This window comes from Paraburkholderia ginsengisoli NBRC 100965 (assembly GCF_000739735.1).
Lineage (GTDB): Bacteria > Pseudomonadota > Gammaproteobacteria > Burkholderiales > Burkholderiaceae > Paraburkholderia > Paraburkholderia ginsengisoli.
The window spans coordinates 495,585-521,709 of sequence record NZ_BBJF01000005.1; the positions used below are offsets into that span (position 1 = coordinate 495,585).

Genomic DNA, 26,125 nt, shown 5'->3' on the forward strand with positions numbered 1-26,125 from the left:
TGGAGTCTTGAATGACGGTGTTTTTTATCGGCGCGGGTCCTGGCGACCCGGAACTGATCACAGTGAAAGGGCAGCGCCTGGTGCGCCGTTGCCCGGTGATCCTGTACGCGGGTTCGCTGGTGCCCGCCGCGGTGCTCGACGGTCATCGCGCGGAGCAGGTTGTCAATACCGCTGAGCTCGACCTCGATCAGATCGTCGCGCTACTGAAGGCCGCGCATGACAAAGGGCAGGACGTGGCGCGCGTGCATTCCGGCGATCCGTCGCTGTACGGCGCGATCGGCGAGCAGATCCGCCGTTTGCGCGAGTTGCGCATTCCGTACGAGATCGTCCCTGGCGTGACCGCCACGGCCGCGTGCGCGGCCACGCTCGGCTGCGAACTCACGCTGCCCGATGTGTCGCAGACACTGATCCTCACGCGTTACGCGAGCAAAACGACGATGCCCGCCGGCGAACAACTCGGCGACCTCGCGCGGCATCGCGCGACAATGGCGATCCATCTCGGCGTGCGGCACCTTGCGCGCATCGTGGATGAATTGCGGCCGCATTACGGCGGCGAGTGTCCGATCGCGGTGATCTATCGTGCGAGTTGGCCAGACGAGGAGAAGATCACCGGCACGCTCGACGATATCGTCGGCAAAGTGCTGTCGAGTTCGATCGAGCGGACCGCGCTGATCCTGGTCGGCGAGGTGCTGGCCGCCGAAGGTTTCGCGGAGTCGACGTTGTACGCGAAGGGCGGTTGAGCCGAGCCGAACCGACTGCATGCGAGCCTATCCGCGAGCGAGCGTTCGCGGATAGGCATTGCATCAGTGCAAATCGGATCAGCGGGTCAACTCTGGCTGACGTGCGGCCAGCTTCGCACGCAACGCCTTCGCGGCGCGCACCATATTCGTCAACGCCGCTTCGGTCTCCGGCCAACCACGCGTCTTCAACCCGCAATCCGGATTGACCCACAGGCGCTCGGCCGGAATCACTTCGCACGCACGCTCCAGCAGCCGCTGCATCGCTTGCGCGCTGGGCACGCGTGGCGAGTGAATGTCGTAGACGCCCGGGCCGATTTCGTTCGGATAGGCGAACGCGCCGAAGCCGTCGAGCAACTCCATCGCCGAGCGCGAGGTTTCGATGGTGATCACGTCCGCGTCCATCGCGGCGATCGACGGCAGAATGTCGTTGAATTCCGAATAGCACATGTGCGTGTGAATCTGCGTCCGGTCGCCGACGCCGGCCGCCGAAATCCTGAACACGCGCGTCGCCCATTCGAGGTACGCGGCCCAATCGTGCTTGCGCAACGGCAGCCCTTCGCGGAACGCCGGTTCGTCGATCTGGATGACGCGGATGCCGGCCTTCTCCAGATCCATCACTTCGTCGCGGATCGCCAGCGCGAGCTGCAGCGCGGTGGTCGAGCGAGGCTGATCGTTGCGTACGAACGACCATTGCAGCATCGTCACCGGGCCAGTGAGCATGCCTTTCATCACGCGCGGCGTGAGCGATTGCGCGTAACGGGTCGTGTCGACGGTGATCGGTTCGGGGCGGTAGACGTCGCCGTAAATGATCGGCGGCTTCACGCAGCGCGAGCCGTAGCTTTGGACCCAGCCGTTTTCGGTGAATGCGTAGCCCCACAACTGCTCGCCGAAATATTCGACCATGTCATTGCGCTCGGCTTCGCCATGCACGAGCACGTCGAGCCCCAACGCTTCCTGCTTGCGCACCGCGAATTCGATTTCGGCGCGCATCCGTTGCAGGTAGTCGAGCGCGCGCAACTCGCCGCGTTTGTACGCGGCGCGCGCCTGGCGGATCGACGCCGTTTGCGGGAACGAACCGATCGTAGTGGTCGGCAGCAACGGCAGGTCGAGCGTTTCGCGCTGCAAGCGATTGCGTTCGGCAAACGGGCTGTGCCGCTCCGCCATCGCATCGCTCACGGCGGCCACGCGTTTTTGCACGAGCGCATTCACGACCGCGCTGGAGTGACGACGCGCTTCGAGTGCGAGATCGGCGGCGGCGAGCTGCGGTTCGGCCGTTGCCGGGTCGTGCAATGCAAGCGCGAGCGTGCCGACTTCGTCGAGTTTTTCGGTGGCGAACGCGAGCCAGGATTTCAGGTCCGCGTCGAGCTTCTGTTCCGTGGCGAGCGAGACCGGCACGTGTTGCAACGAGCACGACGGCGCGATCCACAGACGCTCGCCCAGTTCCGCGTGCAGGTCCCGCAACGATTCGACGATCGCGCGCAGATCGGCGCGCCAGATGTTGCGGCCATCGATCACCCCCGCCGACAACACCGCATGCGCGGGCAAGGCGGCGCGCCACGCGTCGAGCTGTTGCGGCGCGCGCACGAGATCGACATGCACACCCGCGATGGGCAGCCGGGCCACGCGTTGCGCGTGCTCGGCGGCGCTGTCGAAGTAGGTGGCCAGCAGCACTTTCACGTCCGACGTGCCGAGCACGTCATACACCGCGGAGAACGCTTCGAGCCACGGAGCGGGCAGATCGGCGCACAGCGCGGGCTCGTCGAGCTGCACCCATTCGACGCCACGTTGCTTGAGCTTCTGCAGAATGCGGCTGTAGCGGATCACGAGCTTCGGCAGCAACGACAAACGGTCGAAGCCGGCGACGTGGCTCTTCGACAGCCACAGGTAGGTGACCGGCCCGATCAACACCGGCTTGACCGGCACGTTCAGCGCAAGCGCTTCGTCGAGTTCGTCGAACAGCCACTCGACGCCGCCGTCGAACGACGTTTGCGGTCCGAGTTCGGGGACCAGGTAGTGGTAGTTCGTGTCGAACCACTTGGTCATTTCCATCGCCGGTTGCGCGGCGTTGCCGCGCGCGAGTTCGTAGTACTGCGCGAGCGATAGCGTCGCCGGATCGAAGCCGAAGCGCGGCGGCAACGCGCCGAGCAGCGCGCTCAACGTGAGCATCGGGTCGTAGTAGGCGAAGTCGCCGACGCTGATGAAATCCAATCCGGCGTCCTGTTGCAGGCGCCAATGTCGCGTTCGCAATTCGCGCGCGACGCTGCGCAATGCGTGTTCGTCATTGTCGCCGCGCCAGAACGATTCCTGCGCGAATTTCAGTTCGCGCTGCGCGCCGATGCGCGGAAAGCCGGAGATGTGCGTACGGGCCATGTGAAGTCCTCTCGTGCGTGATGTACGTGTCGTGCGTCGTGATGAATTGGCGTCCAGTGTGAAAGTCGCGCTATGATTCATCAAGCGACATGTTTTCACCAATGTATGAGCCATATTCATATCAAGACAATTTCATCGTGTACGGAGCCTTTGCATGCTTGAGCTTCGGCACCTCCGTTCGCTCATTGCGATCGCCGATTCCGGCAAGCTGGTCGCCGCCGCCGAACGTGTTCATCTGAGTCAGTCCGCGCTGTCGCATCAGATCCGCGATATCGAGGCGCACTACGACGTGTCGCTGTTCGAACGCACCCGGCAAGGGCTGCGCTTCACCGCGGCGGGCGAGCGGCTGCTTGCGCTCGGACGCGAGACCATCGCCGCTGTGAGCGCGGCCGAGCGCGATCTGGTGCGGCTGAAGGGCGACACGCGCGGCGAGTTGCGCATCGTGCTCGAATGCCATACCTGTTTCGACTGGCTGATGCCGGTGATGGACGAGTTCCGTCGACGCTGGCCCGAGGTTGAGGTGGATCTCGTCGCCGGCTTTCATGCGGACCCACTGCGTTTGCTGAGCGACGCGCGTGCCGACGTGGTGATCGGCTCGAAGCCGGCCACGCGGCGCAGCCTGCATATCGCGCCGCTGTTCCGGTTCGAGATTCTGGTGGTGATCGCCAACGAGCACCGGCTGCGCAACAAACGCCGCGTGACAGCGAACGATCTGCGCGAAGAAACGCTGATTACCTATCCGGTGCCTGAGGCGCGCATTGATTTGATCCGCGAGGTGCTGGAGCCGGCCGGCATCAAGCTCGAACGGCGCACGGCCGAGCTGACCATCGCGATCATGCAGCTGGTGGCGAGCCGCCGCGGCATCGCGGCGCTGCCGAACTGGGGCGTGAAGAACTACGTCGACCACGACTATGTGCAGGCCAAGCGGGTCGACAAGCAGGGCTTGTGGAGCGAGTTGTACGCGGTGGCCGCGAAGGGCTTCGCGAGCCGGCCTTACTTCGACGATTTCGTCAGGATCGTGCGCGATACCTGCGCGGCGCAGCTGGATGGGATCGAGTTGCTCGGGGACGAGGGGTAGGGAATCATCGTCCCCCACGCTCAATCCTCAAGCGGCGACAACGCCTCGATCGGCATCTTCTTCTCCGGCCCGATCTGGATGGCCGGCACGAATGCCAGCAACGCGACCACGAAGATCGCGATCACGAAGATCGAAACGAACGTCAGATGCAGCGATTGATGCAGTACCAGCCGGATCATGTCGCTATCGACGAGGTTCGCCGCCTGATTCTGCAACAGCGCTTTCAACTGCTCCGACGTCACCGCCGTGCCCACCTGCGAGTGACTGAGCCCGAAGTTCAGCACCGCGCCGAACAGCGTCGCGCCCAGCGTGCTGCCGAGATTGCGCGAAAAGATATTCGACGCGGTGGCGCTGCCGCGCTCGTCCACCTTGACGATTTCCTGAATCAGCACGAGCGAGCTGACGCTCGACGTGCCCATCCCGAAGCCGATGATCAGCGAGCCGAACGCGGCGATCAGCGGCGACCCGCCGGGCGACAGGAATAGCAGCAGCGCCGCGCCGAGCGGCACGAACGCGCTGCCGCCGAGCAGAATGCGCCGCAAGCCGAGGCGCTGAAACGATTTCGCCGCGAGCGTGGCGCCCGCGGGCCAGCCGACCATCATCATCGTCAGCGCAAGACCGGCGACCACCGGCGAGCGATGCAGCACGCCCTGCACGTACATCGGCAGGAACGTGGTGGCGCCCATCAGGATCATGCCGGACAACAACGTCGAGCCGTTGCACGCGGCAATCGGGCGGCGGCTCCAGAGCGCGAACGAGATCATCGGTTCGGCCGCGCGGCGCTCCTGCAGTACGAAGAACAGCACGCACAGCACGAACGCGCCGGCCGCAAGCGATGCGCGGCCGACCTCGTCGTCGCCGGCGAAAGTGAGCGCCATCATCAACGCGGCAATCGCCGCCATGAAGAGCGCCGCGCCGCCGAAATCGATCGACGGCCGCGCGTGCCGCTCCGTTTCGCGCAGATAGACGATGAAGCCCGCCGCCGACGCGAGGCCGATCGGCACGTTCATCCAGAAGATCCACGCCCACGACATGTTGTGAATGATGAAGCCGCCGACCATCGGCCCGACCACCGCCGAGATCGCCCACACGCTGGCGAGATAACCCTGCACCTTGCCGCGTTCGCGCGCAGGATAGAGATCGGCGACGATGGTCAGCGTGACCGGCTGGATCGCGCCCGCGCCGACTCCCTGTATCAGACGGAACACGATCATGGCCGGCATCGACCATGCGAATCCGGCGAGCACCGAACCGAGCAGGAAGATCGCGATGCCAGCGAGCATCACCGGTTTGCGGCCGTATAGATCGGCGAGCTTGCCGAACACGACCGTCATCGCGGTTTGCGTGAGCAGGAACGACGAGAAGACCCAGCTGTACAGATGCAGATCGCCGAGTTGCGAGACGATCTGGGGCATCGCGGTGGAGACGATGGTGGCTTCGATGGCGACCATCGCCATGGAGGCCATGACGGCGGCTATGACGGGAGCACGCGACGATTGAGGGCTGCGGGACATGGAGGCGTTAGTATCGGGGTGTTGGGCGCGTCTGACGGCCTTGCAGGAGGCTCGGCCGCGACGCATCGACGGGCCGCACATCGCGGCCGATGTGGAGTATGCACCTTGCGGAGAATGCGTGCCCGGCCGGCCGCGGCGCTTAAGGCTCAGCGGCTTGGCACAGGGCTTGCGCGTTCGAAGTTCCCTTTCGACACATGGAGGATCATTATGAGGATCGAATTCACCGGACGGCGCGAAGTGGTGGCGGCGGCGCGCGTCGCCTACGAGGCCAATGTGGACGGGGCGGACGTCTGGTGCAGCGTGTCGCTGGATGCGCTGAACGACCACTTCGGCAACCGCGGCCCATCGGCTCACGACCTCGTGGGCACCTTCGAGGCAAACCGCGCGCGGATTGAAAATGCTACGCGACGTGTGCTCGAAAAAAACGGCGGTCGCTCCGTTGAACTCGAAACCGGCGATTTCATTTAGGTTTCGATGAGCTTCCAATCGGGACTGTGCCGCTTGCGCACAGTCCGATAGTCGAGGGCCCGGCGTGCATGCGCCGGGCCCTGTTGTTGTGTGCGCACAACTTCCGGGTGCGATATCCCGGTTTTGTCTCGCATGCGTTGCCTGTCAAAACCCCGTCCACGTGCCGCACATTCCACTCGTTGCACGCCGATGACAAATTGTTCCTGATTCTATAAAGGACTGCTCCAGGGCCGCCGCATTCGCATTCGAGGTCCGCGTTTCTATACTCCGCGTCGCTGTTCACCACCACACTCAGCTACGCAGGAGCTTCACGTGAAAAAGATTTCCGTCGCCGTCGCGGCGTTCGCAGGACTTGCCGCCGCGAGCGCGGCGCATGCGCAAAGTTCGGTCACGCTGTACGGCCTCATCGACGCCGGCATCATGTACACCAACAACGTCGACAAAGGCGGCTCGCACGGCGCGCTGGTGCAGGCGACGAGCGGCAACATCAACGGCAGCCGCTTCGGCTTGCGCGGCAGCGAGGACCTGGGTGGTGGCCTGCAGGCGATCTTCTCGCTCGAAAATGGCTACAACGTGCAGAACGGCAAGCTCGGGCAGAACAACCGGCTGTTCGGGCGGCAGGCTTACGCGGGCCTGAGCAGCAAGCAGTTCGGTACGCTCACGCTGGGCCGTCAGTACGATTCGCTGGTCGATTTCGTGGCGCCGCTCTCGGGCACGGCGGGCACGTTCGGCGACGCCGGCTTCGCGCATCCGTTCGACAACGACAACCTGAACCACTCGGTGCGGATCAGCAACGCAGTCAAGTACAGCAGCGTGAACTATGCGGGCCTGAAGTTCGGCGGCCTCTACGCGTTCTCGAACAACACGGACTTCGCGGTCAATCGCGCGTACAGCGCGGGCGTCAGCTATAGCAATGGCCCCTTCAAGGCGGCCGCGGGCTACCTGCAGATCAACGGCTCGAACACCACCACGAACACGGCGGGCGCGGTCGATCTCGCCGAGTCGGCGGCGAACGGCACGGGCGGCTTCCGGCTCGGCGCCGACGTGCAACGCACCGCCGGTGCCGCGCTGAGCTATGGCTTCGGCCCGTTGACAGCCGGCTTCGTCTACACGCATAGCCAGTTCCAGAACACGGCGTCGTTCGGCGCGACGCATGGGTCGATGCGCTTCGACAACTACGAAGTCAACGGCAAGTACGCGATGACTCCGGCGCTGAGCCTCGCGGCGGCGTACACGTACACCGACGCGCACGTGAGCGGCACGTCGAGCTTCGGCGCCGATCCGAAATGGAATCAGGTGAATCTGCAGGCCGTGTACGCGCTGTCGCTGCGCACGGACGTGTACGCCGAAGCGATGTATCAGCACGTCAGCGGCAAGGGCTATACGGCCTTTATCAACACGGCGGGCGGCGCGTCGTCGACCGGTAATCAGGTGGTAGGGACCGTGGGGCTACGCACGCGCTTTTGAGCGTGACGGTCGCCGGTGTCGGGCGCGCGCGGCGGCGGTCCGGCGACTTCTCCAGATCCAGCAACAATCCCTTCGACCCGCGGCCGTTATTCTATGGGGACACGGCGCCTATATTGATTCCAGCGGTCGCGCAGATTGACTCGCAGAACCGCGAATCCTCAATTACTGGAGCTTGTTTTTATCATGAAGTCCTTGATCAAGGCTGTAGTCGTCGTCGCTTCACTTGCCGCTTCGGCCACCGTGTTTGCGCAATCGAATACCCGCATCACGCGCGAACAGGTGCGCGCGGAACTCGTGCAACTCGCACAGGCCGGCTACCACGTCGGTGACGGCGACCAGGCCCATTACCCCGAAGCAATTCAGGCAGCGGAAGCCCGCATTGCCGCGCAAAACAGCAACGTCAGCGCTTACGGTGGCAGCGTCGCAGGATCGTCGCAAAGCGGGCGGCCGGCGGTGTCGTCGGCGGACTGGAATGCGATGTATAGCCGTTGATCCGACAGCCTCCAGCCGAAGACGCACGATGGACGCGGCGGTTCGAGGTGTCCGGCTGCGTTGCGCTGATGCGCGTTCGCGTGCGATGCCGCGCATCAGCACAACGCATCTGGATTCGAGCCGCGCTGTAAGGGACTCTTCCAGCGGGACGCATAGATCGGCTTTGCCGACGTCGGTACAGTAGTCATGCACGCACGACTTCCGGTGTGCGAGCGAGAGAGTTGGCCCCGGCTGGAAACGGCCGGGGTTTTTTTATTTGCTGCATTGGCCGGCGCGGATGGGTCATGATAAAGGCGTGCCGGCCTGCGTTCTTCTCCGATGTCATGCCGGTCCTGGCCGCGCGTTCACGCATGCCTCGCGCCGTTCGACGCGCGCGGCTACGGTATAGTCTCGCCAATTGATAACACGCATGCCGCGGCTCGTCCGCGCATGCACTGCGAACGCAGTCCTCGATTGTCTGGAGAACATCGTGCAGGAAATCATCGAAGGTTTTATCCGCTTTCAACGCGACGTCTTTCCGCAGCAGATCGCGCTGTTCAAGCGCTTGTCGGCCGCGCAAAGCCCTAGCACGCTTTTCGTGACCTGTTCCGACAGCCGCGTGGTGCCCGAGCTGCTCACGCAGGTCGAGCCGGGCGCGCTGTTCGTGATCCGCAACGCCGGAAATATCGTGCCGTCTTATGGCCCGGAGCCGGGCGGGGTTTCGGCCACCGTCGAATACGCGGTGGCGGTGTTGGGCGTGCGCGATATCGTGATCTGCGGCCACTCCAACTGCGGCGCGATGACGGCGATCTCGACCTGCATGAACATGGATCATCTGCCCGCGGTGGCGGGCTGGCTGCGTCACGCGGATGCGGCCAAGGCGGTCAACGCGTCGCGCACCTATCACTCCGATGCGGAACGCCTCGACGCCCTGGTCAAGGACAACGTGATCGCACAACTCGGCAATATTCGCACGCATCCGTCGGTGGCCGTGGGGCTCGCGAACAAAACGCTGCAGCTGCATGGCTGGATCTTCCAGATCGAATCCGGGGTGATGCTCGCGCTCGATGGGCGTACCGGGGAATTTTTGCCTCTGGTGGATAACCCGGAAATTTACGCCGTGTGATGCGGAGTGATGCGGAGAGCGGCGTGTGCTGCGAGCGCGCCGTCGGTTCATTTTGACTAGCAGGCCCGATCGCCGCGGGCGCCTCCAATTCGCGTCAGTCGGCGAAGCAACGAAACGCCAGGCTGATACGCGGCCCGCTCATGGCCGCCAGCTTCGGAATGCCATGCTCGTGCGTGAATTGCGACGCATAGCTCATCACGAGACAACTCCCTGGTTCCAGGTCGACATGGACGATGCGGCCGGCGCCCGTCTTCGGACGGATCGACATGCGCCGGCTCGCACCTAGCGAAAGGATCGCAATCGGCTGCGCGGCTAGCAGTCGGTCGGTCTTGTCGCTGTGGAGCGCGACGCTGTCGTTTTCATCGCGATACAGATTCAGACCGACCCGATTGAACGGCGCGCCGATGAGCGCGCGTACGGCTTCGAACGCTTCGCCCAGCGGTGCGGGCAAGTCCGCGGATTCCCGGGAGAAGGTGGCCAGCAGGCGCGGCACGGCGACTTCGCGGTCGTACATCATGCGTTGCTGGCTGAGCCAGCCGACGTTCTGAAGCGCCTCGTTAAACCATCGCTGTGCTATTGCGGGTGCGATTGCTTCCGGCAGATAGCGCATGCCACCTTCTTTGTCGCGGAGAAGGGGGACGGGCTCGGGGGCGAACAGGCTTGGTTGCGAAGCCATGGCTGGTGGGCGGCGCGTTCTCGCCTGCGAGGTAGGGCGGACGCCGAGGGGTTAGTGGTAGCACATTGTACTGTGTTTTTATACAGTGTTTCGGGGTCGGGCCGGAAGAATGGACTGCGGCGGTCTGCATCTTCAACCGCCGTTGGGATTAGCGCCCGAACTGAAAATGCTGGAAAGCAGATCCGAAGTAACCACCGTGCAGTATTCAGCGTGCAGATTGGCCAGCGACATCGCGTGAACGTCTTCGGCACTGCGAGGCGTCCCGTTCCAGTCGGTCCGCGCAAACGTGAAGCAACCGTCGGCGACGAGATAAGTATGGAAGCCGAGGTTGCCCGCCATGCGCACCGTTGCCTCGACCGAATTGTTGGTGATGACGCCCGCCACGACCAATGTGTCGTGGCCTGCAGATCGAAGCCGAGCTTCCAGATCGGTGCCGATGAATGCACTGTTCGTCTGTTTCGGAATGAGGGGTTCGCCGGCTATCGGCGCAACCGCGGGCTTGAATTCGTGCCCTGGCTGGCCCGGACGATAGTGGGATCGCGGGTCGGTCGAGTCGTGCCGAACGTGCCACACCGGCCAGCCGCGGCTGCGCCAGTGGGCAAGCAGGCGGCCAATTTTCATCTCTGCATCAGGGTTGTTTCGCGTGCCCCAACTGGGATGATCTATCGCGCGTTGCAGGTCGATCAGCAGAAGCACGGCGCCGGGAGGCGGAAGGTGGGGGTGCATAGGTCGAGGCAGGTGTGAGGTTGATCAATGTCATGGCTTGTCCGCGCACGAATGTCACGATGACGGCGATACCATCCTTTCGTGCAACTGAAGCAACGAAGCGCTAGCCGGCTTCGGGATATTCAGGCAGACCGTCCATTGTGTTGTCCCAGGGTAGCCGGTGCCTGCACCACGTGTGACTCGCCGGAGGAACATCGGCGGGCTCGTCGAGAGAGCAGGTCGAAACGTCGACCGAATCCGCCGAGTCAACCTTTGCGTACGTCAGCGGCGTCCCGCAGTCGCCGCAGAAGGTGCGAAGCACCCCGGGGCTGGATTCAAACGTCTTCGGTGTGCCTTGTACCCAACTCAGTCCGCCCCTGCTTACGCTGAACCACGCAACCGCCGGCGCCGCCGATACTTTCCGGCAGGTCGCGCAGTGACAAAGCGTCGTGTAGAACGGGCTTGAATGAATTTCATACCGGACAGCACGGCAATAGCATCCACCTGTCAGCATCGAACCCCTCGGCTTTCGTTCCGGGACAGATTGTCGGCAATGTGGAGCGGCTTGTCGAGCGATTGAAACTGGGACTCGGCGTTCAACGCACGCCTCGCTCCCAGCCGAACGCACAACGAGTAGCCGCTACCCGTTCACGCCCCTGACGCGACAATCGGCGCATTCGCCTGCAAATATGCCCACAGCCGCTCGGCGACCGGACCCTGTGCGCCGTCGCGGCGGCGAGCGGCAACCACCGTTTCCGTGCGGCCGGGAAAGTACCGTCCCGCAATCGACCTGAGCGTGCCGTGACGAATTTCGCCGTCGATCAGGAAGTCCGGCAGATGCCCCCACGCGAGCCCCTGCAGAATGACATCCTTCTTCATGAACTGATCCGCGACCGTGATCTGATGCGCGCCCTCGATCACCAGGAAATGCTCGTCGCGCGGCGCGCGAGCCGAATCGCGCATCACGCACTGCGTGTAGTCGCGCAGATGTTCCGGGCGCAAAGTTTTGGGCAGCGCCGCCGGCAGCAGGTTCGGAGCGATCACCGGCACCAGCCGGATCTTGCAAAGCGCGATCGACTCCAGCAGCGGGTCCGTCGCGTCGACGCGGTGGAACATCAGGTCGGCGTCGCGCGCCTTCAGACGTTCGACCGGACCGCTAACGGTTTCGAAATGCAGATGCAATCGCGTATGCACGCACGTCGTGAAGAAGCGCGCGAGTAGCCCGAGTACAGCCGGACGTGGGCACAGGTCGCCCAACACCACATGCAATTCGCTCTCTTCGCCCATCGCCAATTGCGCCGCGTGTTGACGCAAGCCCTCGGCTTCGGAAAGCAGCGGCTGCATGCGTTCATGGAACGACCGCCCCGCATCGCTCAGCTTGACGCGGTAGCCGCCGCGATCGAGCAGGTTCAGACCCGCCTCGCTTTCGAGCCGCGCGACCGCGGCGAACACAGCCGGGTGGGATCGATGCAGAGCCGCCGCCGCGGCCTGGAAGCTGCCCGTGCGAATCACGGCATCGAAGCATTTCAGGTCGTGCAGCGAAAAATCGTTCATGTCATTTTTCCTGACAGAGAGCATCCGGATTTTGTAATTTTATCGGAAGCAGACGTTGTCCATACTCGATGCCATGAACCCGCGCCGTCACGATGCGAGGCCACGAGGGCCTCGCGACCCGGCGCTTTCGTTGCGAGAGAACGTTATGGATAACTTTTCCTACTTCACGACCTCCGATGGCGCGAGCATTGCCTACCGGATGGAAGGTCACGGCAGTCAGCCAGTGCTGGTGCTGTCCAATTCGATCGGCACGACGCTGCGCATGTGGGACGGACAGGTGCCCGAGCTGAGCCGTCATTTTTCAGTGCTGCGTTACGACGCTCGCGGACATGGCGCGTCCAGCGTGCCGGCCGGACCGTATCCTCTCGCGCGGCTGGGCCAGGATGTGCTCGAACTGATGGATATGCTCGGCATCGGGCGAGCGCATTTCCTCGGGCTCTCGCTGGGCGGCATCGTTGGTCAATGGCTGGGCATACATGCGCCGACACGCATCGACCGACTCGTGCTCAGCAATACAGCGCCTTATCTCGGACCGGCGGAGAGATTCGATGCATCGATCACCGAGGCTCTTCAGGCCGACGATATGACCGCGACCGCCGGGACGTTCCTGCGCAACTGGTTTCCGGCGAGCATGCTGGAGGCGCCGAATCCGGTGGTGGAAACTTTCCGCGCAACGCTGCTCGCGACCAACCGTCATGGTCTCGTCGGTTCGTGGCGCGCCGTGCAGGAAGCCGACATGCGAGAGGATATTGCGCGCATCACACGGCCGACGCTCGTGATCGCGGGCGAGCACGATACGGTGACGGCACCGAGTTACAGCGTGCGGATGGCGAAGACTATTCCGGGCGCGACGTTGCTCGTGCTGCCTGCGGTGCATCTCACCAATGTCGAGTTTCCGCGTGAATTCGTCGACGCGGTCGTGAAGTTCTTGCGATCGCCGCCTGTCGGCGCGCTTGCAGTGAGCACGCAGGCCGCCGGATGCAGCGCGACGGCTTAGACGGTACGGGTTCACATCCGCGCCACGGCTGTTCATTTCGACTCGCTGCGCCTAAGCTTTTCGCAAGAGCACGCAGGAGGCGCCATGACCGGTCTGGATTCCGACACCCGTTTCGCCGGCTCGATCCCCGAGCTCTATGACAGCCAACTCGTTCCGCTGATCTTCGAACCGTACGCCGCGGATCTCGCGAAGAGGGTGGCTGCGCGTCAACCGTCACGGGTGCTCGAAACCGCCGCCGGCACGGGCGTGGTAACGCGTGCGATGGCGCACGCGTTGCCCGCGCATGTCGAGCTGATTGCAACCGATCTGAGTCAGCCGATGCTCGACCGTGCCGCGACCATCGGCACGTCGAGGCCGGTGAGGTGGCAACAGGCCGACGCAAGCCGCTTGCCGTTCGACGACGCGAGCTTCGACATCGTCGTCTGCCAGTTCGGACTGATGTTCTTCCCGGACAAAGCGCGGGCGTTTTCCGAAGCCCGGCGTGTGCTTCGGCGCGGCGGCGTGCTGTTGTTCAACGTCTGGGATCGCATCGAGGAGAACGAGTTCGCCGACACCGTCACGTCAGCGCTTGCCGGTCTCTTCCCAGCGGATCCGCCGCTTTTCATGGTGCGCATTCCGCATGGCTATTTCGATGCGCAGGTGATTTCGCGTGACCTCGAGAAGGCGGGCTTCAACGCCACGCCGCGCATCGAGACGATGGCGGCGCGCAGCCGCGCGAGTTCGGCTCGCGCGGCCGCCGTCGCCTATTGCCAGGGCACGCCTTTGCGCAACGAGATCGAGGCCCGTTCGGGCACAGGTATCGACGCGGCGACGTCGGCATCCGAGGCTGCACTCGCCGGGCGGTTCGGCACAGGACCGATCGACGGCAAGATTCAGGCGCATGTGGTTATCGTCGAGCGCTGAGCGTGCCACGCGTCCAAACGAAAGACGCGGCGCACCGAACCCGGTGCGCCGCGCAATCTGGCCGGCAGTCGCGAACGATCCCCGGCCACCTACGTTCAACCCACGCTCAGTTCGACGTCACTAGCGCATCGGACGGCACGATCTTCAGCGCGCCCGGATTGTCCGCATCCGGATTCGACCAGCGCAGATGCATGCTGGCCGGTCCCGTATCGTGCACGTACTCGACCTTGATCGACGCGCGTTGCTTTGCGGCGAGCCAGGCCTTGCCGCTGACCGTCGATTGCCCGGACTTCTTCTTGTCGATCACCTTCACGCCGTTGATCCACAGACGCGCGACGTTATCGCTGTCGATCGAGAACGTATAGGTGCCTTCCTTCGCCGCCTGGATCGCGCCGGTCCACCGCACGCCATAGCCGCTCGCGTTCACACCGGCGGAGGCGTCAGGCGAATCGGTGCCGCGCTCGGTGTTCAGATCGAAATCGATCATCGGCGTAATCGACGTTTTCACCGGCGCGCTGTTGAAGGTCGGATCGTTGTAGTACCCGACCTGCAACACCGGCAGCTTGACGTTGAAGCCGCCCGTCAACGCCTGCGTTTCCGAGGTCTGCCACGGATGGCCGTCCGGATAGATCGTCCCCTGGAACGGCGTTGCCGGTTCGACCGAAGCGGGCGCGTTCGGCACCTGGCCCCAATGGAAGCGCGTATTGGTGCGGCCGATCATCAGCTCCCACACGATGAAGCCCGTGGTCCCGCCATAGTTCGCGACGATGCCCGGCATGGTCTGACCCGCCGTGCCCGTGAAGCCGCGTTGCAGCGTTTCGGAGTTCAGCGCGCTGACATTGCTGCCGTTCGCCGGAGCGCCGTACGGGTTGCCATACGGATGGAACGCGTAGAAGTCCGAGAAGTACGAGCCTTCATCCTCCTGTACTTGCGGCGAATTGATCGGCTGCGTCGCGCCCGCATTCAGGATCGCGATGCGCGCGTCGTTCATCATCACCGCGCGGGTGTTCTGCAACGCGCCGTTGCCGCTGCAACCGGGCTCGTTCATCGGCTCCCAGAAGATGATGCGCGGGTCGTTGCGATGCGGCGCGACGAAGTCGGTGATGTAGCTCGCGAGACTCTGCTTGTACGTCACGGCGGAGTTGGACGCGCTCGGCTGGAAGTAAGCCTGTTCGACCGGGGTGCCCGGCGACTGCACCCACTGGCTGTTATGCACGCCCCACACCGGCGCCGGCTGCGGACCGTATTGCGGCGTCGGGTTCCAGCAGTCGTCGTAGAAGATCGGCGAAACCTTGATGCCGTGGCGCGCGGCGATCTTCAGCAGGTTCTCGAACTTGCTGAGGAATGCCACACGATCGTTGGCCCAAACGAGGTAGTGCAGGTACACGGCGATCGTATTCATGCCGTAGGTCTGCGCGTAGGTCAATTCGCGGTTGATGATCTCCGGGTCGTAGTTCTCCCAGAAGTCGATCGCGTTCACCGCATTGGACGGCGTGTAGACCGCGCCGACCACCTTCGAGAAATCGAAGCTCGGCGACGTCACGGTCGGATAGGCGCGAATCGTGATGTTGCTGAACGTTGCGCCGACGCCGAAGCGCCGCAGACCGAAGCTGCCCGATTTGAACACGGCGGGCAGCGCGTTGGTCGCGTCGTTGACGCTGATCACGCGCTGGTTGTCGAGGTCGACGGTAATCGCCGTGCCGCTCGTCGTCACCTTCAGATGATGCGTGCTGCCGCCGACGATCGTGCTCACCGGATACGAGATGAAGTTCGTCCAGTTGTTGTTCTGGCGGCCGACGACGACCGAGTGCGTCCCCGTGTCGAGGCCGATGAAATAGCCGGTCAGGCTGTCGGGACCACCGGCCGTTGGGTTGGTCGTGCGAACGATGAAACCCGCGTTCGCCGCGCCGGTGCCGACCGGCGCGCTGACCGTCACGTCCGCTTCGTACGACGCGGTCGCGTAGGTGCTCGCCAGCGCGACGGTTTTGTCGCCGGCGCCGGTGCCATTGGTCGCCGGCGCGGGGATCGTGATGCTCGAGTTGCTCGTGCCGGGGCCCCAGCCTTCGGTCGAGCCGGGCGCGAGATAGTTCGTGAAGTCGCCGAACGAAAGGGTGGTCGTGGAAACCGGCGTCGGGGGGGCGGGCGGTGTGTAGGGCGGCAGGTCGAGCGTGGGGTCGGCGATCACGAGCGGCGGCGTGGTCGTTTTCATCCCGAGCGGAACGGTCTTCGCGGCCTTGAATTCACTCTGGACCTTGGCCGCGTCGGCCTGCTCGGCGGCGGAGGCGGCGGCCGCCGCCGACGCCGAGGAATCGACTGCGTTGACCTGCTTATCCGCCGACGCGGACACGTTTGGCGAACCGTCATTGCCGCCGCAAGCGCCCAACATGGCGAGCGTCGCCAGCACAAAGTAATTGCGCACCTTTATCTCCTGATGTCCCCGCTTAATTGATGGTCATAATTATTATTAAATCCGCATACGGCCATAGATTGAGGGGCCGGCCGTATCGATGCGGAAATCGATATGAATAATATTATTAGTTTGGCCGGGCTGTATCAGTACATACCCGCAATTGTCGGAAGAAGGCCGGCGCGATACGCGCGAGGGAGACGCGGCAAATAATGCGCAATGGATCAAGTGCGATAAGTCGTTGTCGATCGCTCATCCGTCAGCGGGCATAATCCGTTTTCCCGCCGCTCGCATACGCTGTGCGATGCGCTGCCATCGCGCTATAGCGAACCCGGTGACGCGCCCTTCGCGCGCTTCTCAGGACCACTCATGCCGCCTACTGTCGCCGTCCGTCACACCGCCGTGCCGCTGCGCAGCGTCGCGCTGATCCTCGTGTCGATGTTCTGTTTCGCGGTCGTCGACGCGCTGGCCAAATCGGTGGCGCTCGCGTATCCGGCCAACGAAGTGACGTTCTTCCGCATGCTGTTCGGCCTGTTTCCGGCGGTAGCGATGTGCGTGCGCGGTAAGCCGCTCACCGTGCGTCTCAAACAGATGGACGTGCGCGGGCAGACCCTGCGCTCGCTGACGCTGCTCGGCGCGTCCGGTTTGTTCTTCGCGGGCCTGCCGTACATGCCGCTCAGCGAAGCGGTCGCGATCGTCTATTCGGAGACTCTGCTGGTGATCGTGCTGGCGCCGTTGTTGTTGAAGGAAGTGCTCAAACCGCGCGATGCGTTCGCGGCCGCGATCGGCTTTGTCGGCGTGCTGTTCGTGGTGCGCCCGGACGGTTCGCATTCGAGTTGGCTCGGTCCTGTTCTGCTGATTTCGAGCGCGTTGTTCGGCGCGCTGTCGATCATCCAGATCAAACGCATTCGCGCCACCGACGACTCCGCCACCACCGTGTTGTACTTCACGGCGGTCGGCACGCTCGTCACGGGCGCGTCGCTGTTCTTCGCGTGGCGCACGCCGTCGTTCAACGCGCTGGCGGTGATGGCGTTGCTCGGCGTGTTCGCGACTGCCGGACAGTTGCTGATGACGATGGCGTTCCGTCAGGCCGATGCCGGTGCGCTCGCGCCGTACAACTACACGAGCATCGTGTGGGCCGCGCTATTCGGCTATGTGGTGTGGGGCGAGACGATCGGCGCGATGTCGCTGCTCGGCATCGCGCTGATCGTCGGCAGTTCGATTGCGGTCGCGATGCGCAGGAAGCCGGAAGAAGGTCCGCTCGTCTAGCTGGCGTTGCCCGCAACGGCGAGATAAACCGTGCGCGGGAAATTAGTTCGGAGTTCAAACCGTCAATTTTCAATCGTCGGAGGAGAAACCGGTGGCTGGCTTTTCCCGCCAACGGGCCTGCTTAATCCGACGATTCGACATTCGCGAAATATAAATCCAGAATTGGGTGCATCCAGTTCGCGCGCGTTTTCGTACGTGAGTTGATCGGCCGGAAGCTGCGGCCGTTTCGGCGGCATCCATCGTATCGATCGTCGCTAACCCTCTGATGAATTCGGGCACGTTGCAGCACGCACGTCGCAACGCGTCTGTCCACGATTGGAAGGGGACACGTCTTGTTTAGCGATCCTAGAAAGGTGGTTTTTGCGGGCGTCGTCCTCAGCGCCGTTGCGATTGGCGCTTTCGTGTATGTAGCAGAGTCCGACGACGACTCCGCGGACGACGAACTCGGCCTCGTGCATGACGAGCCGGCGCGTTCCGGGCGCGGCGACATCATGAGTGGCGTGATCACGTCGGGCTCCGTCGAATCTCGCAGCGATTCCGCCGCGAGCGAGGCGGATCGATTGCATGCGGCGCGCAAAAGTCTGCTGCGCGACGATGTGGCAGCGGCACGCGTGCAACCGAATGCGGCGCGCCAGGCGCGTCAGAACGACAGTCCGCTCGTCGCGCTAAAAAAGCAGGCAGATAAGGAGCCGCGCGCACTTGCGGCCGCGCCGGTCGATAAGGCCGCGCGACCGGAGGGCAAAGCGACGCGAACGTCGTCGCCTTTAGCGGTGAAAAGTCCTCAGTCGCGGGATGCTCAGCTTGCAACGCGCCAGCGTTCGATACACGAGTCGAGCTATGCGCAGCACAGACACGCGGCGCAAACCGTGACGACGATCGCGGGCAGCTATAGCGCAAGCGCGTCGAGTCTGCCGCCTCGCGCGAGTCAGCCAGCTTATGCACTGCCCGAATTGAATGCCGTGGACAGTGCGCCCGCCACGCTCAATGCGCCCATTGCGCCGATCGTACCGATGGCGCCGCTCGCGGCGCCGCGGTTGCAACAGCCGGAGCCGACCGTGCAATCAGAGCTATCGAAATCGCAAGCCGACTTGACCGCGCAAGCCATCTCGTCGCCACCGCTGGTTCAGACGATGCCGGCCGAGGGCGTATTGCCGAAGTTGGATAGCGGGCCGAAAAGCCGCGCCGAGGTACGCGCGGAGATCGTCCGCGCGCGGGACGACGGCAGCCTTCCCGCGTTCGGCAATCCCGATCCCGCAGGCCCGGGCGGTGCGCCGAGCCTGACCGGCGCGCCACGTCCGTGAGTGAAGCGCGGCCACGCCGGCAGAGGGCATCGACACATCGCGTGAGACTGCCGAACCGCCGGCGCTGCGCGTCAGCGCAGCGACGCGGAGAGCCGCGCGAAAGTCGGTTCGTCGGTGCGATCGAAGGCGAGTGGCGTGACCGACACGCGGCCCGATGCAACCACGGCGGTCTCGCTATCGTGATCGTTCGCGCGTGCGCCGCGTTGAAAGCGCAGCCAGTGATAGGCCATGCCGCGAGGGTCGACTTGCGGCAGCACGTCGATATCCTCGACGAGGCCGACACCTTGCCGGGTCGGCGTGAGCGGGCCAGCGGCGGCTGCGTCGACATCGGGAAAGTTGATGTTCAGGCAGGTGGGCACGGCGTGCTCGATCGCCAGCAACTGGCGGATCACGCCGGGCGCGAGCGTACGCGCGGTATCCCAGCGCACGTTGTCGCGATTGCTGAAGGTCTGGCTCAATGCAAAGGAAGGCAATCCGAGCAGCAGGCCGGTCATCGCCGCGCCGACTGTGCCTGAGAACATCGTCTCGACGCCGAGGTTGCCGCCGCGATTGATGCCGGAAAGGATCAGCGTGGGTGGCGCATCGCGCATCAGATGACGCACGCCCATCACGACGCAATCGCCCGGTGTGCCCGTTACGCCGAAACGCCGCTCGCCCTGGCGGCTGACGCGCAGCGGCGAATGCAGACTGATCGAATGCGACGTGCCGCTCTGATCGTGTTCGGGTGCGACCACCCAGACTTCGTGCGCGAGTTCGGCGGCGACGGCTTCGAGCACGGCGAGGCCGGGCGCGTCGATACCGTCGTCGTTCGTCAGCAGCACGCGCGGCACTTTGGATTCGTAGGTGGACATCGCGACAAACTCCTCTCGGGGATAAGGGAATGGAAGGCTCATTATCCGGCTATCGGCGAGTGCGTGTCGCGAAGCGGCCAGAAGCCCGCGCGGACGGTATCAGGCATGTGCACGTTCACCGAGCGGGCGCTTCGTCGACCGATACGCAGGGGGGCGCCACGGTCGGTATACGTCACCGCTTCTAAACGGACGCTCACGCAGCGCGGTGGAAGAGCCCGCAATTTGCGGGCTTTTCCCGTTGCTTCTGCTTTCATCGCGACGCGGGTACCATGCAGACTGCTTCGTGCGCCGGCGTCGGCCGGGGTTGCGGTCGGACTTCGTCGACACGTGATCGAATCGGCGGCGCGCGTCATCCACCACCTCATGCCGGACGTGTCGCCATGCAGATAGAACCGTTTGAGATCGCCATTCCCGACCACGATATCGACGATCTGCGCCGGCGTCTCCGCGCGACGCGTTGGCCGCGGGTCACGCCGGCGCCCGCGTGGCAGCAGGGCGCCGATACCGCGTGGCTGCGCGAGCTGGCGTCGTATTGGGCCGAACATTTCGACTGGCGCGCGGCTGAACGCAAGCTGAATCGGCAGGCGCAATTCATCGCCGAGGTCGACGGTCAGCGCGTGCACTTCGTGCATCGGCGAGGCGAGGGGCTTGCGCCTTATCCGCTGGTGATCACGCATGGCTGGCCCGGTTCGTTCTTCGAGTTCAGCGCGCTGCTCGATCAACTCTGCGACCCGGGCGCGTTCGGCGCCGATCCCGCCGACGCGTTCGATGTCGTCGTTCCGTCTCTACCCGGCTTCGCCTTTTCGCCGGCGCCGACGCGGCCCGGCACATCCGCATTTCAGGTGGCGGACCTGTGGGCGTCGCTGATGCGCGGTCTCGGCTACGAGCGCTTCGGCGCGCAGGGCGGCGATCTCGGCGCGGGCGTGTCGATCGCGCTCGCCGCGCGGCATCCGCAAGCCGTCGACGGCATTCACCTCAACTTCCTGCCCGGTACCTACGAGCCCGCAATCGGCGCGGCCCGTCAGCCGCTCACACCGGCGGAGGAAAAATTTCTGCGCGATAAAAGCGAGTGGACCGCGCTCGAAGGCGGCTATGCGCACATGCACGCCACCAAACCGCAGACGGCGGCCGCGTCGCTCAACGATTCGCCGGTCGGACTCGCGGCATGGATCGGCGAAAAGTTTCGCGCGTGGAGCGATTGCGACGGCGAGGTCGAGCGCGTGTTTTCGAAAGACGAACTGCTCACCAATATTTCGCTGTACTGGCACACGCAGAGCATCGGGTCATCGATGCAGATGTATTGGGAGAACCGCTTGCAGCCGATGCGTTTCGCCGACGGGCAGCGCGTGTCGCCACCGGTCGGCTATGCGCATTTTCCGAAGGAACTGAGTCATCCGCCGCGCAGTTGGCTGGAGAGAACCTTCGACGTGACGCAATGGACCGACATGCCGAGCGGCGGACATTTCGCCGCGATGGAGAAGCCGGGTTTGCTCGCCACGGAGATTCGGCGATTTTTCAGGCCTTTGAGAGAGGCGAGGCGCTAGGCCACTGCGTTGTCGAATCTTCCGCGCCGGGGTTCGGGCCAGTGCACTCCAATCCGCAGCCAAACCGACGCGCCACGCCGACCTGCACGCCGCGCGCGCCGCTCCCGACTACGCGAGCGACACCCCCGCATTCGCTGCGCTGGCCTATGTGTTTGCGACGAAAAATCGCCCGGTCGCCGGGTTCTTTAAATATCGTCAGACACCGTCGAAACCCCCATGCCGCCACGTATGATCGGCTGACGTCATGCGCATTGGTTCTCGTCGATCGACTCCGCTATCACTGTCGACACGCAGCATCCGATGCCGTGATCGAAAACGACCGTTTCATGCACGCACCTGCGCCCCATCGGCGGGATGTCGTGCTACTGGCACAACCGGAACAACGCAGCGGGCGAGGGGCCTGAGCGCAACACGCATCAGGGCTGGCGCTGCGACTACACGCACAACGATGCTGAAAACCAAAGCCATGACGCAGCGTGTCGTTTATTTCACACGCGAGCCTGTTCCGGGACTGCTGGCGGACATCGTGGAGCGCGACTGGGAAGTGGAAGTGGTCGGCTCGATCGAGGAGGTCCGGCGCGCGATGCGGGTCGGCACGCCGGTCGGTGCGCTCGTCGATCTGTCGAGCGTGCTCGATCTCTACGAGGCGCGCGCGCTCGAAGACTGTCTCGCGCAACCGGATGTCAGTTGGGTGGCGATGGCTTCGGCGGCGCAACTCGACGACCCGACCGCGCGCCGGCTGGTGCGGGAGTACTGCTTCGACTACGTCACGTTGCCCGCAGCCAACGCGCGGATTCTCGACACCGTGGGCCACGCATGCGGCATGGTCTCGCTCGGCGAATCCACTCGCGTCGACACGGCAGTGGGCGAAGGCAAACTGGTCGGCAATAGCGACGCGATGCTCGCGTTGTTCGATCGGATCGGCAACGTGGCGGCGATCGATGCGCCGGTCTTTATCGCCGGCGAATCCGGCACCGGCAAGGAACTGACGGCCGCCGCGATCCACGCGCGTTCGTCGCGCCGCCACGCGCCGTTCGTCGTAATCAATTGCGGATCGATTTCCCCCGATCTGCTGCAAGCGGAATTGTTCGGCTACGAGCGCAGCGCGTTCGACAGCGCGAATCGACGGCGCATCGGCCGCATCGAAAGCGCGAACGGCGGCACTCTGTTTCTCGATGGAATCGGCGATCTGCCGTATGAGAGTCAGGCGAGCCTGCTGCGCTTCATGCAGGAGAGCATGATCGACGTCGACGTGCGCATCATGTGCGCGACCCACGTCGATATGGATGCGGCGATTGAGGCCGGCCGCTTCCGCGCGGATCTCTACTATCGCGTGTGCGTGTCGAGGATCGACGTGCCGCCGCTGCGTACGCGCGGCAACGACATCGAACTGCTCGCGCTGGATGCGCTCGACCGTCACAGAAAGGATGCGCGTCGTCGCCTGTCAGGCTTTTCGCCCGACGCGATCGCGGCGATGCGTCGATACGCGTGGCCGGGCAACGTACGAGAGTTGATCAACCGCGTGCAGCGTGCGGTCGTGATGTCGGAAGGGCGCGCGATCAGCGCTGCCGATCTCGACCTCTCGGCTTACGCCGCGGCTGCGCCGTTGACCCTCGCGTATGCGCGCGAAGCCGCAGAGCGGCAGGCGCTCGAACTTGCGTTGCTGCGTCATCGCGGCCGCCCGGGCGACGCGGCACGCGAACTGAGCATTTCGCGCGCGACGCTGTATCGCCTGCTCGCCGAGCACGGCATGCGTTATGCCGATGAGTGCTTGGCACACGGTTGAAAATTTCGCGTGACGCCGTGCCGTGAAGCGCGCCGCCGGGGTGCCGGGCGTCGAGCGCCGCGCTTCACATCTTCACGTCGATGCGTCCATAGACTCCGTTGGCTTCATCGTTCGGCCCGGCGGCGAAGAACAGCGTGTTGACCGGCTGATTGCTGAGCCCGTTGCCGAACGCAATACCCCACAAGCCGCTTTGTGCGAATGCCGAGCCATCCGGCAGATTGATCGTGCCGAGCGGTTGGCCGCTCGCGGGATCGAATGCGTTGATCTTGCCGTCGCCGAAGTTGCCGATCAGCACATCGCCGCTGAAGCGCCCGAAATTGGCCGGTGCCTGCGTGACGCCCCACGGCGCATCCAGCGAACCGGCTGACGCGAAGCGCTGCATCAGATTGCCCGCCGTATCGAAGACATCAACAAAACCGAGGCCGTCACCGTCCACGTTGTCGTGCGCAGCCGCATCCTGTTTGGCGTAAGTGACGAAGAGTCTTGCGCCGATCGCCTGAATGCCGAACGGCGCGAAGCCTGCCGGCAACGTCGTGTCCTGGAACTTGCCGGGCATCGCCACCTTCGCGAAGCTGCGGTCGAACACGTCGATCCTGTTGTTGTGAAAGTCGGTGGCATACAGGAAGTTGGCGCCGCCGTTGCTCGCTAGCGCGAGCCCTTTGTAGACCGCGCCGGTGCTGCCGCCGTCGAACATGACGAACGCGGTGGTGGGCGCGACGGCAGGCGCCCACGCGGTGATCGTGCCGCCTTCGCCAGCAAAAACGAAGGCGCCGACGCCGGTCTTACCGCCCTGTGTGACGGTGAAATCGCTGGTGCCGTTGAACACGATGCCGGTCGGATTGGCCGGTCCGCTGGTTCCGTTCGGAATACTGACGACCAGTGATTGTGGCGTGCCGTTGCCGTCATACAGTGTCGCGAGCGATGTTCCGTTGTCCGCTACCCAGACGAAGCCCTTCGGGTTGAACGCGACGCCCCACGCGTTTTTCAGGTTGGGGTCCGTGTGCGCCGCCGCGACCGAGCCGTCGGACACCAGCATGGTCGAAGTAAACGACTGCGTGCTGAGCGAATCGGAATTCCCTCCGCATGCGACGAGACCCGTCAACGCCGCGCCGCCCACGACGGCGCCGAGTACCTTAAGCACAGACTTCATGGCCGCACCTCTCTGATGACCGATGGTCATTGCGGTTATTGAACGCGCGGCGCCGCGGCTTTATTCCCGGGAGTGAAGCGATTTTTTCGAGGAGCCGCGTTCGCCCGATCCGCTTCGAAAGACATCAAGCGGCAAACGCACCGCCCATGAGCGGGCGATCTTTTGTTTTTTTTTCTCCGTATGGCATTGGAGATTCGTCGAGGCAAAATACGAACCGGTGTTGCCCGACGCGAGGCCGACAGCATGACTGCATCGATTACGCTGGTTCTGTTCGACATGGAGGGCGTCCTGTCCCGCTACGACCGCGCGGCGCGGGTCGATTGTCTGGCAGCGATTTCGGGCTGCACGGCGGAAGCTGTGCGCGATGCGATCTGGGGCTCCGGCCTCGAAGCCCGCGCCGATGCCGGCCAGATCAGCGATGACGAGTATCTGCGCGAACTCGGCGCTCTGCTGAACTATCCCGTCAGTCGCGCGGATTGGCTGGCCGCGCGCCACGCATCGATCACACCCGACGAGTCCGTAATCGCGCTGGCCGCCAGGCTGGCCGAACATCATCGCATCGCGATACTGACGAACAACTGCCGGTTGCTGACCGATCACATCGGCTATCTGAATCCGCCTGTGGCTCGGCTGTTCGGCTCGCATGTCTATTCTTCGGCCGCGTTCGGCGCGGCGAAACCGGCGGCGCAGACCTATCTTGGCTGCGTCGAACAACTCGGCGTGCGCGCGGCGCAAACGCTTTTCGTCGACGACACCGACGCCAACGTGAACGGCGCGATTGCCGCCGGTCTGCAAGGACACAAGTTCGTCAGCGCTGCGCAACTGTCCGATGAGTTGCAGCGTCATGGACTGCTGTAGGCGATAAGCCGCGGCATTGCTCCGCGTTTGCACTCGCACATCGCCTATCGACGCCCTCGAAAAAACTTGACGCCGCGCATTCAGCGCCTATAGTTCACCACATGGTGAAGTGTCCTGTCAGTCAACTCGATCGTACGTTTTCCGCCCTCGTCGACCCCACGCGGCGCGCCATCCTTGCGCGTCTCGAGCGTGAGCCCGGCCTGTCGGTGACGGAACTCGCGCGTCCGCTGCCGCTCAAGCTGCCGGCGGTCATGAAGCATCTCGACGTGCTCAGCGACGCCGGCCTGATCGCGCGCACAAAGAGCGGGCGCACCGTGTCGGTCGAACTCGTTGCCGGTCCGATGGAAGAAGCGATGGCGTGGTTAAGGCGCTACGAGCGCTTCTGGTCCGCGAGTCTCGACCGGCTTGCTGATTTTGTCGAAGGGGAAGAGGAATGAGTGAAGAGAAGCCGAGCCTGACGATCGTGCGGCATTTCAAAGCGCCACCGGCAAAGGTCTACGCCGCATGGACACGGCCCGAACTGATGGCGCGCTGGTGGGGCCCGGACGCCGGGCCGGTGCTAAGTGCCGAAGCCGATCCACGCGTGGGCGGCCGCTTTCGCGTGGTGTTCCAGACGCTCGACGGCGAAACGCACGATTGTCGCGGCGAATACCGTCAGGTTGAGGCGGCGCGCAAACTGGTCTTTACGTGGGAGTGGGTCACGCTGCCCGAGCGGCGTTCTCTCGTGACGATCCAGCTCCGGCCGCTCGATGCAGGCACGGAGATGACGTTCACGCACGCGCAATTTTTCGACGAAGCCGCGCGCGACGGTCATCGGGCCGGCTGGAGCGGGGCGTTCGAGAAGTTGGACAGTCTCATCGACGAGCTGGAAAGCGCGGGCGATTGAGGTT

24 protein-coding genes are annotated in these 26,125 nt (G+C 64.0%); 15 read left to right on the forward strand and 9 right to left on the reverse strand.

The window, feature by feature from the left end; all coding sequences use genetic code 11:
• The first annotated feature begins 11 nt into the window (after window positions 1-11).
• Window positions 12-740: a precorrin-4 C(11)-methyltransferase gene (cobM, locus tag BGI01S_RS11450; RefSeq protein WP_042325348.1), complete on the forward strand. Its 729-nt coding sequence runs from the start codon at window positions 12-14 to the stop codon at window positions 738-740.
• Window positions 741-818: 78 nt separating this feature from the next.
• Here the strand turns inward: cobM and metE are convergent, their stop codons facing one another.
• Window positions 819-3,110, reverse strand: coding sequence for a 5-methyltetrahydropteroyltriglutamate--homocysteine S-methyltransferase (gene metE / locus BGI01S_RS11455; RefSeq protein ID WP_042325349.1), 2,292 nt, complete (start codon window positions 3,108-3,110; stop codon window positions 819-821).
• A 154-nt stretch (window positions 3,111-3,264) separates the two neighbouring features.
• Between metE and BGI01S_RS11460 the strand changes: the two genes are divergently transcribed.
• Window positions 3,265-4,188 carry a LysR family transcriptional regulator gene (locus BGI01S_RS11460; protein WP_042325350.1) on the forward strand — a complete coding sequence of 308 codons (924 nt, stop codon included), beginning with the start codon at window positions 3,265-3,267 and terminating at the stop codon, window positions 4,186-4,188.
• A gap of 20 nt (window positions 4,189-4,208) precedes the next feature.
• Here the strand turns inward: BGI01S_RS11460 and BGI01S_RS11465 are convergent, their stop codons facing one another.
• Window positions 4,209-5,702, reverse strand: coding sequence for an MDR family MFS transporter (locus tag BGI01S_RS11465; RefSeq protein ID WP_042325351.1), 1,494 nt, complete (start codon window positions 5,700-5,702; stop codon window positions 4,209-4,211).
• 207 nt (window positions 5,703-5,909) lie between these two features.
• Here BGI01S_RS11465 and BGI01S_RS11470 point away from each other — a divergent pair, with 207 nt between their 5' ends.
• The 4 genes from BGI01S_RS11470 (at window position 5,910) to BGI01S_RS11485 (ending at window position 9,234) form a co-directional block, all read left to right on the forward strand.
• On the forward strand, window positions 5,910-6,170 hold the full coding sequence (locus BGI01S_RS11470; RefSeq protein WP_042325352.1) for a DUF1488 family protein: 261 nt from the start codon (window positions 5,910-5,912) through the stop codon (window positions 6,168-6,170).
• A 312-nt stretch (window positions 6,171-6,482) separates the two neighbouring features.
• Window positions 6,483-7,637, forward strand: a complete 1,155-nt coding sequence (locus BGI01S_RS11475) for a porin (RefSeq protein ID WP_042325354.1) — start codon at window positions 6,483-6,485, stop codon at window positions 7,635-7,637.
• A gap of 183 nt (window positions 7,638-7,820) precedes the next feature.
• Window positions 7,821-8,129, forward strand: a complete 309-nt coding sequence (locus BGI01S_RS11480) for a DUF4148 domain-containing protein (protein WP_042325355.1) — start codon at window positions 7,821-7,823, stop codon at window positions 8,127-8,129.
• Between the two features lie 469 nt (window positions 8,130-8,598).
• On the forward strand, window positions 8,599-9,234 hold the full coding sequence (locus BGI01S_RS11485; RefSeq protein ID WP_042325962.1) for a carbonic anhydrase: 636 nt from the start codon (window positions 8,599-8,601) through the stop codon (window positions 9,232-9,234).
• A gap of 94 nt (window positions 9,235-9,328) precedes the next feature.
• On the opposite strand, the gene BGI01S_RS11490 is transcribed toward BGI01S_RS11485, so the two are convergent.
• The 4 genes from BGI01S_RS11490 to BGI01S_RS11500 all read right to left on the reverse strand — a co-directional run bounded on the left by BGI01S_RS11490 (window position 9,329) and on the right by BGI01S_RS11500 (window position 12,169).
• Window positions 9,329-9,910, reverse strand: coding sequence for an alpha-ketoglutarate-dependent dioxygenase AlkB (locus BGI01S_RS11490; RefSeq protein WP_042325358.1), 582 nt, complete (start codon window positions 9,908-9,910; stop codon window positions 9,329-9,331).
• A 132-nt stretch (window positions 9,911-10,042) separates the two neighbouring features.
• Window positions 10,043-10,606: a cysteine hydrolase family protein gene (locus BGI01S_RS11495; protein WP_408638623.1), complete on the reverse strand. Its 564-nt coding sequence runs from the start codon at window positions 10,604-10,606 to the stop codon at window positions 10,043-10,045.
• 133 nt (window positions 10,607-10,739) lie between these two features.
• A complete protein-coding gene (locus BGI01S_RS29535; protein WP_084585340.1) occupies window positions 10,740-11,129 on the reverse strand; it encodes a GFA family protein in 390 nt (129 codons plus the stop codon).
• 134 nt (window positions 11,130-11,263) lie between these two features.
• Window positions 11,264-12,169, reverse strand: coding sequence for a LysR family transcriptional regulator (locus BGI01S_RS11500; protein WP_042325361.1), 906 nt, complete (start codon window positions 12,167-12,169; stop codon window positions 11,264-11,266).
• Between the two features lie 145 nt (window positions 12,170-12,314).
• Between BGI01S_RS11500 and BGI01S_RS11505 the strand changes: the two genes are divergently transcribed.
• Both BGI01S_RS11505 and BGI01S_RS11510 read left to right on the forward strand, forming a co-directional pair.
• Complete coding sequence (locus BGI01S_RS11505) at window positions 12,315-13,166, forward strand: alpha/beta fold hydrolase (protein ID WP_042325363.1); 852 nt, start codon at window positions 12,315-12,317, stop codon at window positions 13,164-13,166.
• 84 nt (window positions 13,167-13,250) lie between these two features.
• A complete protein-coding gene (locus BGI01S_RS11510; protein ID WP_042325365.1) occupies window positions 13,251-14,069 on the forward strand; it encodes a class I SAM-dependent methyltransferase in 819 nt (272 codons plus the stop codon).
• A gap of 106 nt (window positions 14,070-14,175) precedes the next feature.
• Here BGI01S_RS11510 and BGI01S_RS11515 read toward each other — a convergent pair whose 3' ends face one another.
• Window positions 14,176-16,488, reverse strand: coding sequence for a PA14 domain-containing protein (locus BGI01S_RS11515; RefSeq protein WP_232624401.1), 2,313 nt, complete (start codon window positions 16,486-16,488; stop codon window positions 14,176-14,178).
• A 357-nt stretch (window positions 16,489-16,845) separates the two neighbouring features.
• Between BGI01S_RS11515 and BGI01S_RS11520 the strand changes: the two genes are divergently transcribed.
• Window positions 16,846-17,745, forward strand: coding sequence for a DMT family transporter (locus BGI01S_RS11520; RefSeq protein ID WP_042325367.1), 900 nt, complete (start codon window positions 16,846-16,848; stop codon window positions 17,743-17,745).
• Window positions 17,746-18,146: 401 nt separating this feature from the next.
• Complete coding sequence (locus tag BGI01S_RS11525) at window positions 18,147-19,046, forward strand: hypothetical protein (RefSeq protein WP_157004155.1); 900 nt, start codon at window positions 18,147-18,149, stop codon at window positions 19,044-19,046.
• A 71-nt stretch (window positions 19,047-19,117) separates the two neighbouring features.
• Here the strand turns inward: BGI01S_RS11525 and surE are convergent, their stop codons facing one another.
• Entirely contained in the window at window positions 19,118-19,897 is a 780-nt protein-coding gene (gene surE / locus BGI01S_RS11530; protein WP_042325370.1) for a 5'/3'-nucleotidase SurE, read from the reverse strand.
• 380 nt (window positions 19,898-20,277) lie between these two features.
• Between surE and BGI01S_RS11535 the strand changes: the two genes are divergently transcribed.
• Both BGI01S_RS11535 and BGI01S_RS11540 read left to right on the forward strand, forming a co-directional pair.
• Complete coding sequence (locus BGI01S_RS11535; RefSeq protein WP_042325372.1) at window positions 20,278-21,441, forward strand: epoxide hydrolase family protein; 1,164 nt, start codon at window positions 20,278-20,280, stop codon at window positions 21,439-21,441.
• Window positions 21,442-21,889: 448 nt separating this feature from the next.
• Entirely contained in the window at window positions 21,890-23,227 is a 1,338-nt protein-coding gene (locus BGI01S_RS11540) for a sigma-54-dependent transcriptional regulator (protein ID WP_042325374.1), read from the forward strand.
• A 64-nt stretch (window positions 23,228-23,291) separates the two neighbouring features.
• On the opposite strand, the gene BGI01S_RS11545 is transcribed toward BGI01S_RS11540, so the two are convergent.
• The gene (locus tag BGI01S_RS11545; RefSeq protein ID WP_042325376.1) at window positions 23,292-24,377 is read right to left on the reverse strand and encodes a TIGR03118 family protein; all 1,086 of its coding nucleotides are present in this window, start codon (window positions 24,375-24,377) and stop codon (window positions 23,292-23,294) included.
• Window positions 24,378-24,620: 243 nt separating this feature from the next.
• On the opposite strand from BGI01S_RS11545, the gene BGI01S_RS11550 reads away from it, so the two are divergent.
• The 3 genes from BGI01S_RS11550 (at window position 24,621) to BGI01S_RS11560 (ending at window position 26,121) form a co-directional block, all read left to right on the forward strand.
• Window positions 24,621-25,235 carry an HAD family hydrolase gene (locus tag BGI01S_RS11550; protein WP_042325378.1) on the forward strand — a complete coding sequence of 205 codons (615 nt, stop codon included), beginning with the start codon at window positions 24,621-24,623 and terminating at the stop codon, window positions 25,233-25,235.
• Between the two features lie 101 nt (window positions 25,236-25,336).
• Window positions 25,337-25,672, forward strand: a complete 336-nt coding sequence (locus tag BGI01S_RS11555; protein ID WP_042325380.1) for an ArsR/SmtB family transcription factor — start codon at window positions 25,337-25,339, stop codon at window positions 25,670-25,672.
• Window positions 25,669-26,121, forward strand: coding sequence for an SRPBCC family protein (locus tag BGI01S_RS11560; RefSeq protein ID WP_042325382.1), 453 nt, complete (start codon window positions 25,669-25,671; stop codon window positions 26,119-26,121). Before BGI01S_RS11555 ends, BGI01S_RS11560 begins: the two co-directional genes overlap by 4 nt.
• Window positions 26,122-26,125 lie beyond the last annotated feature (4 nt).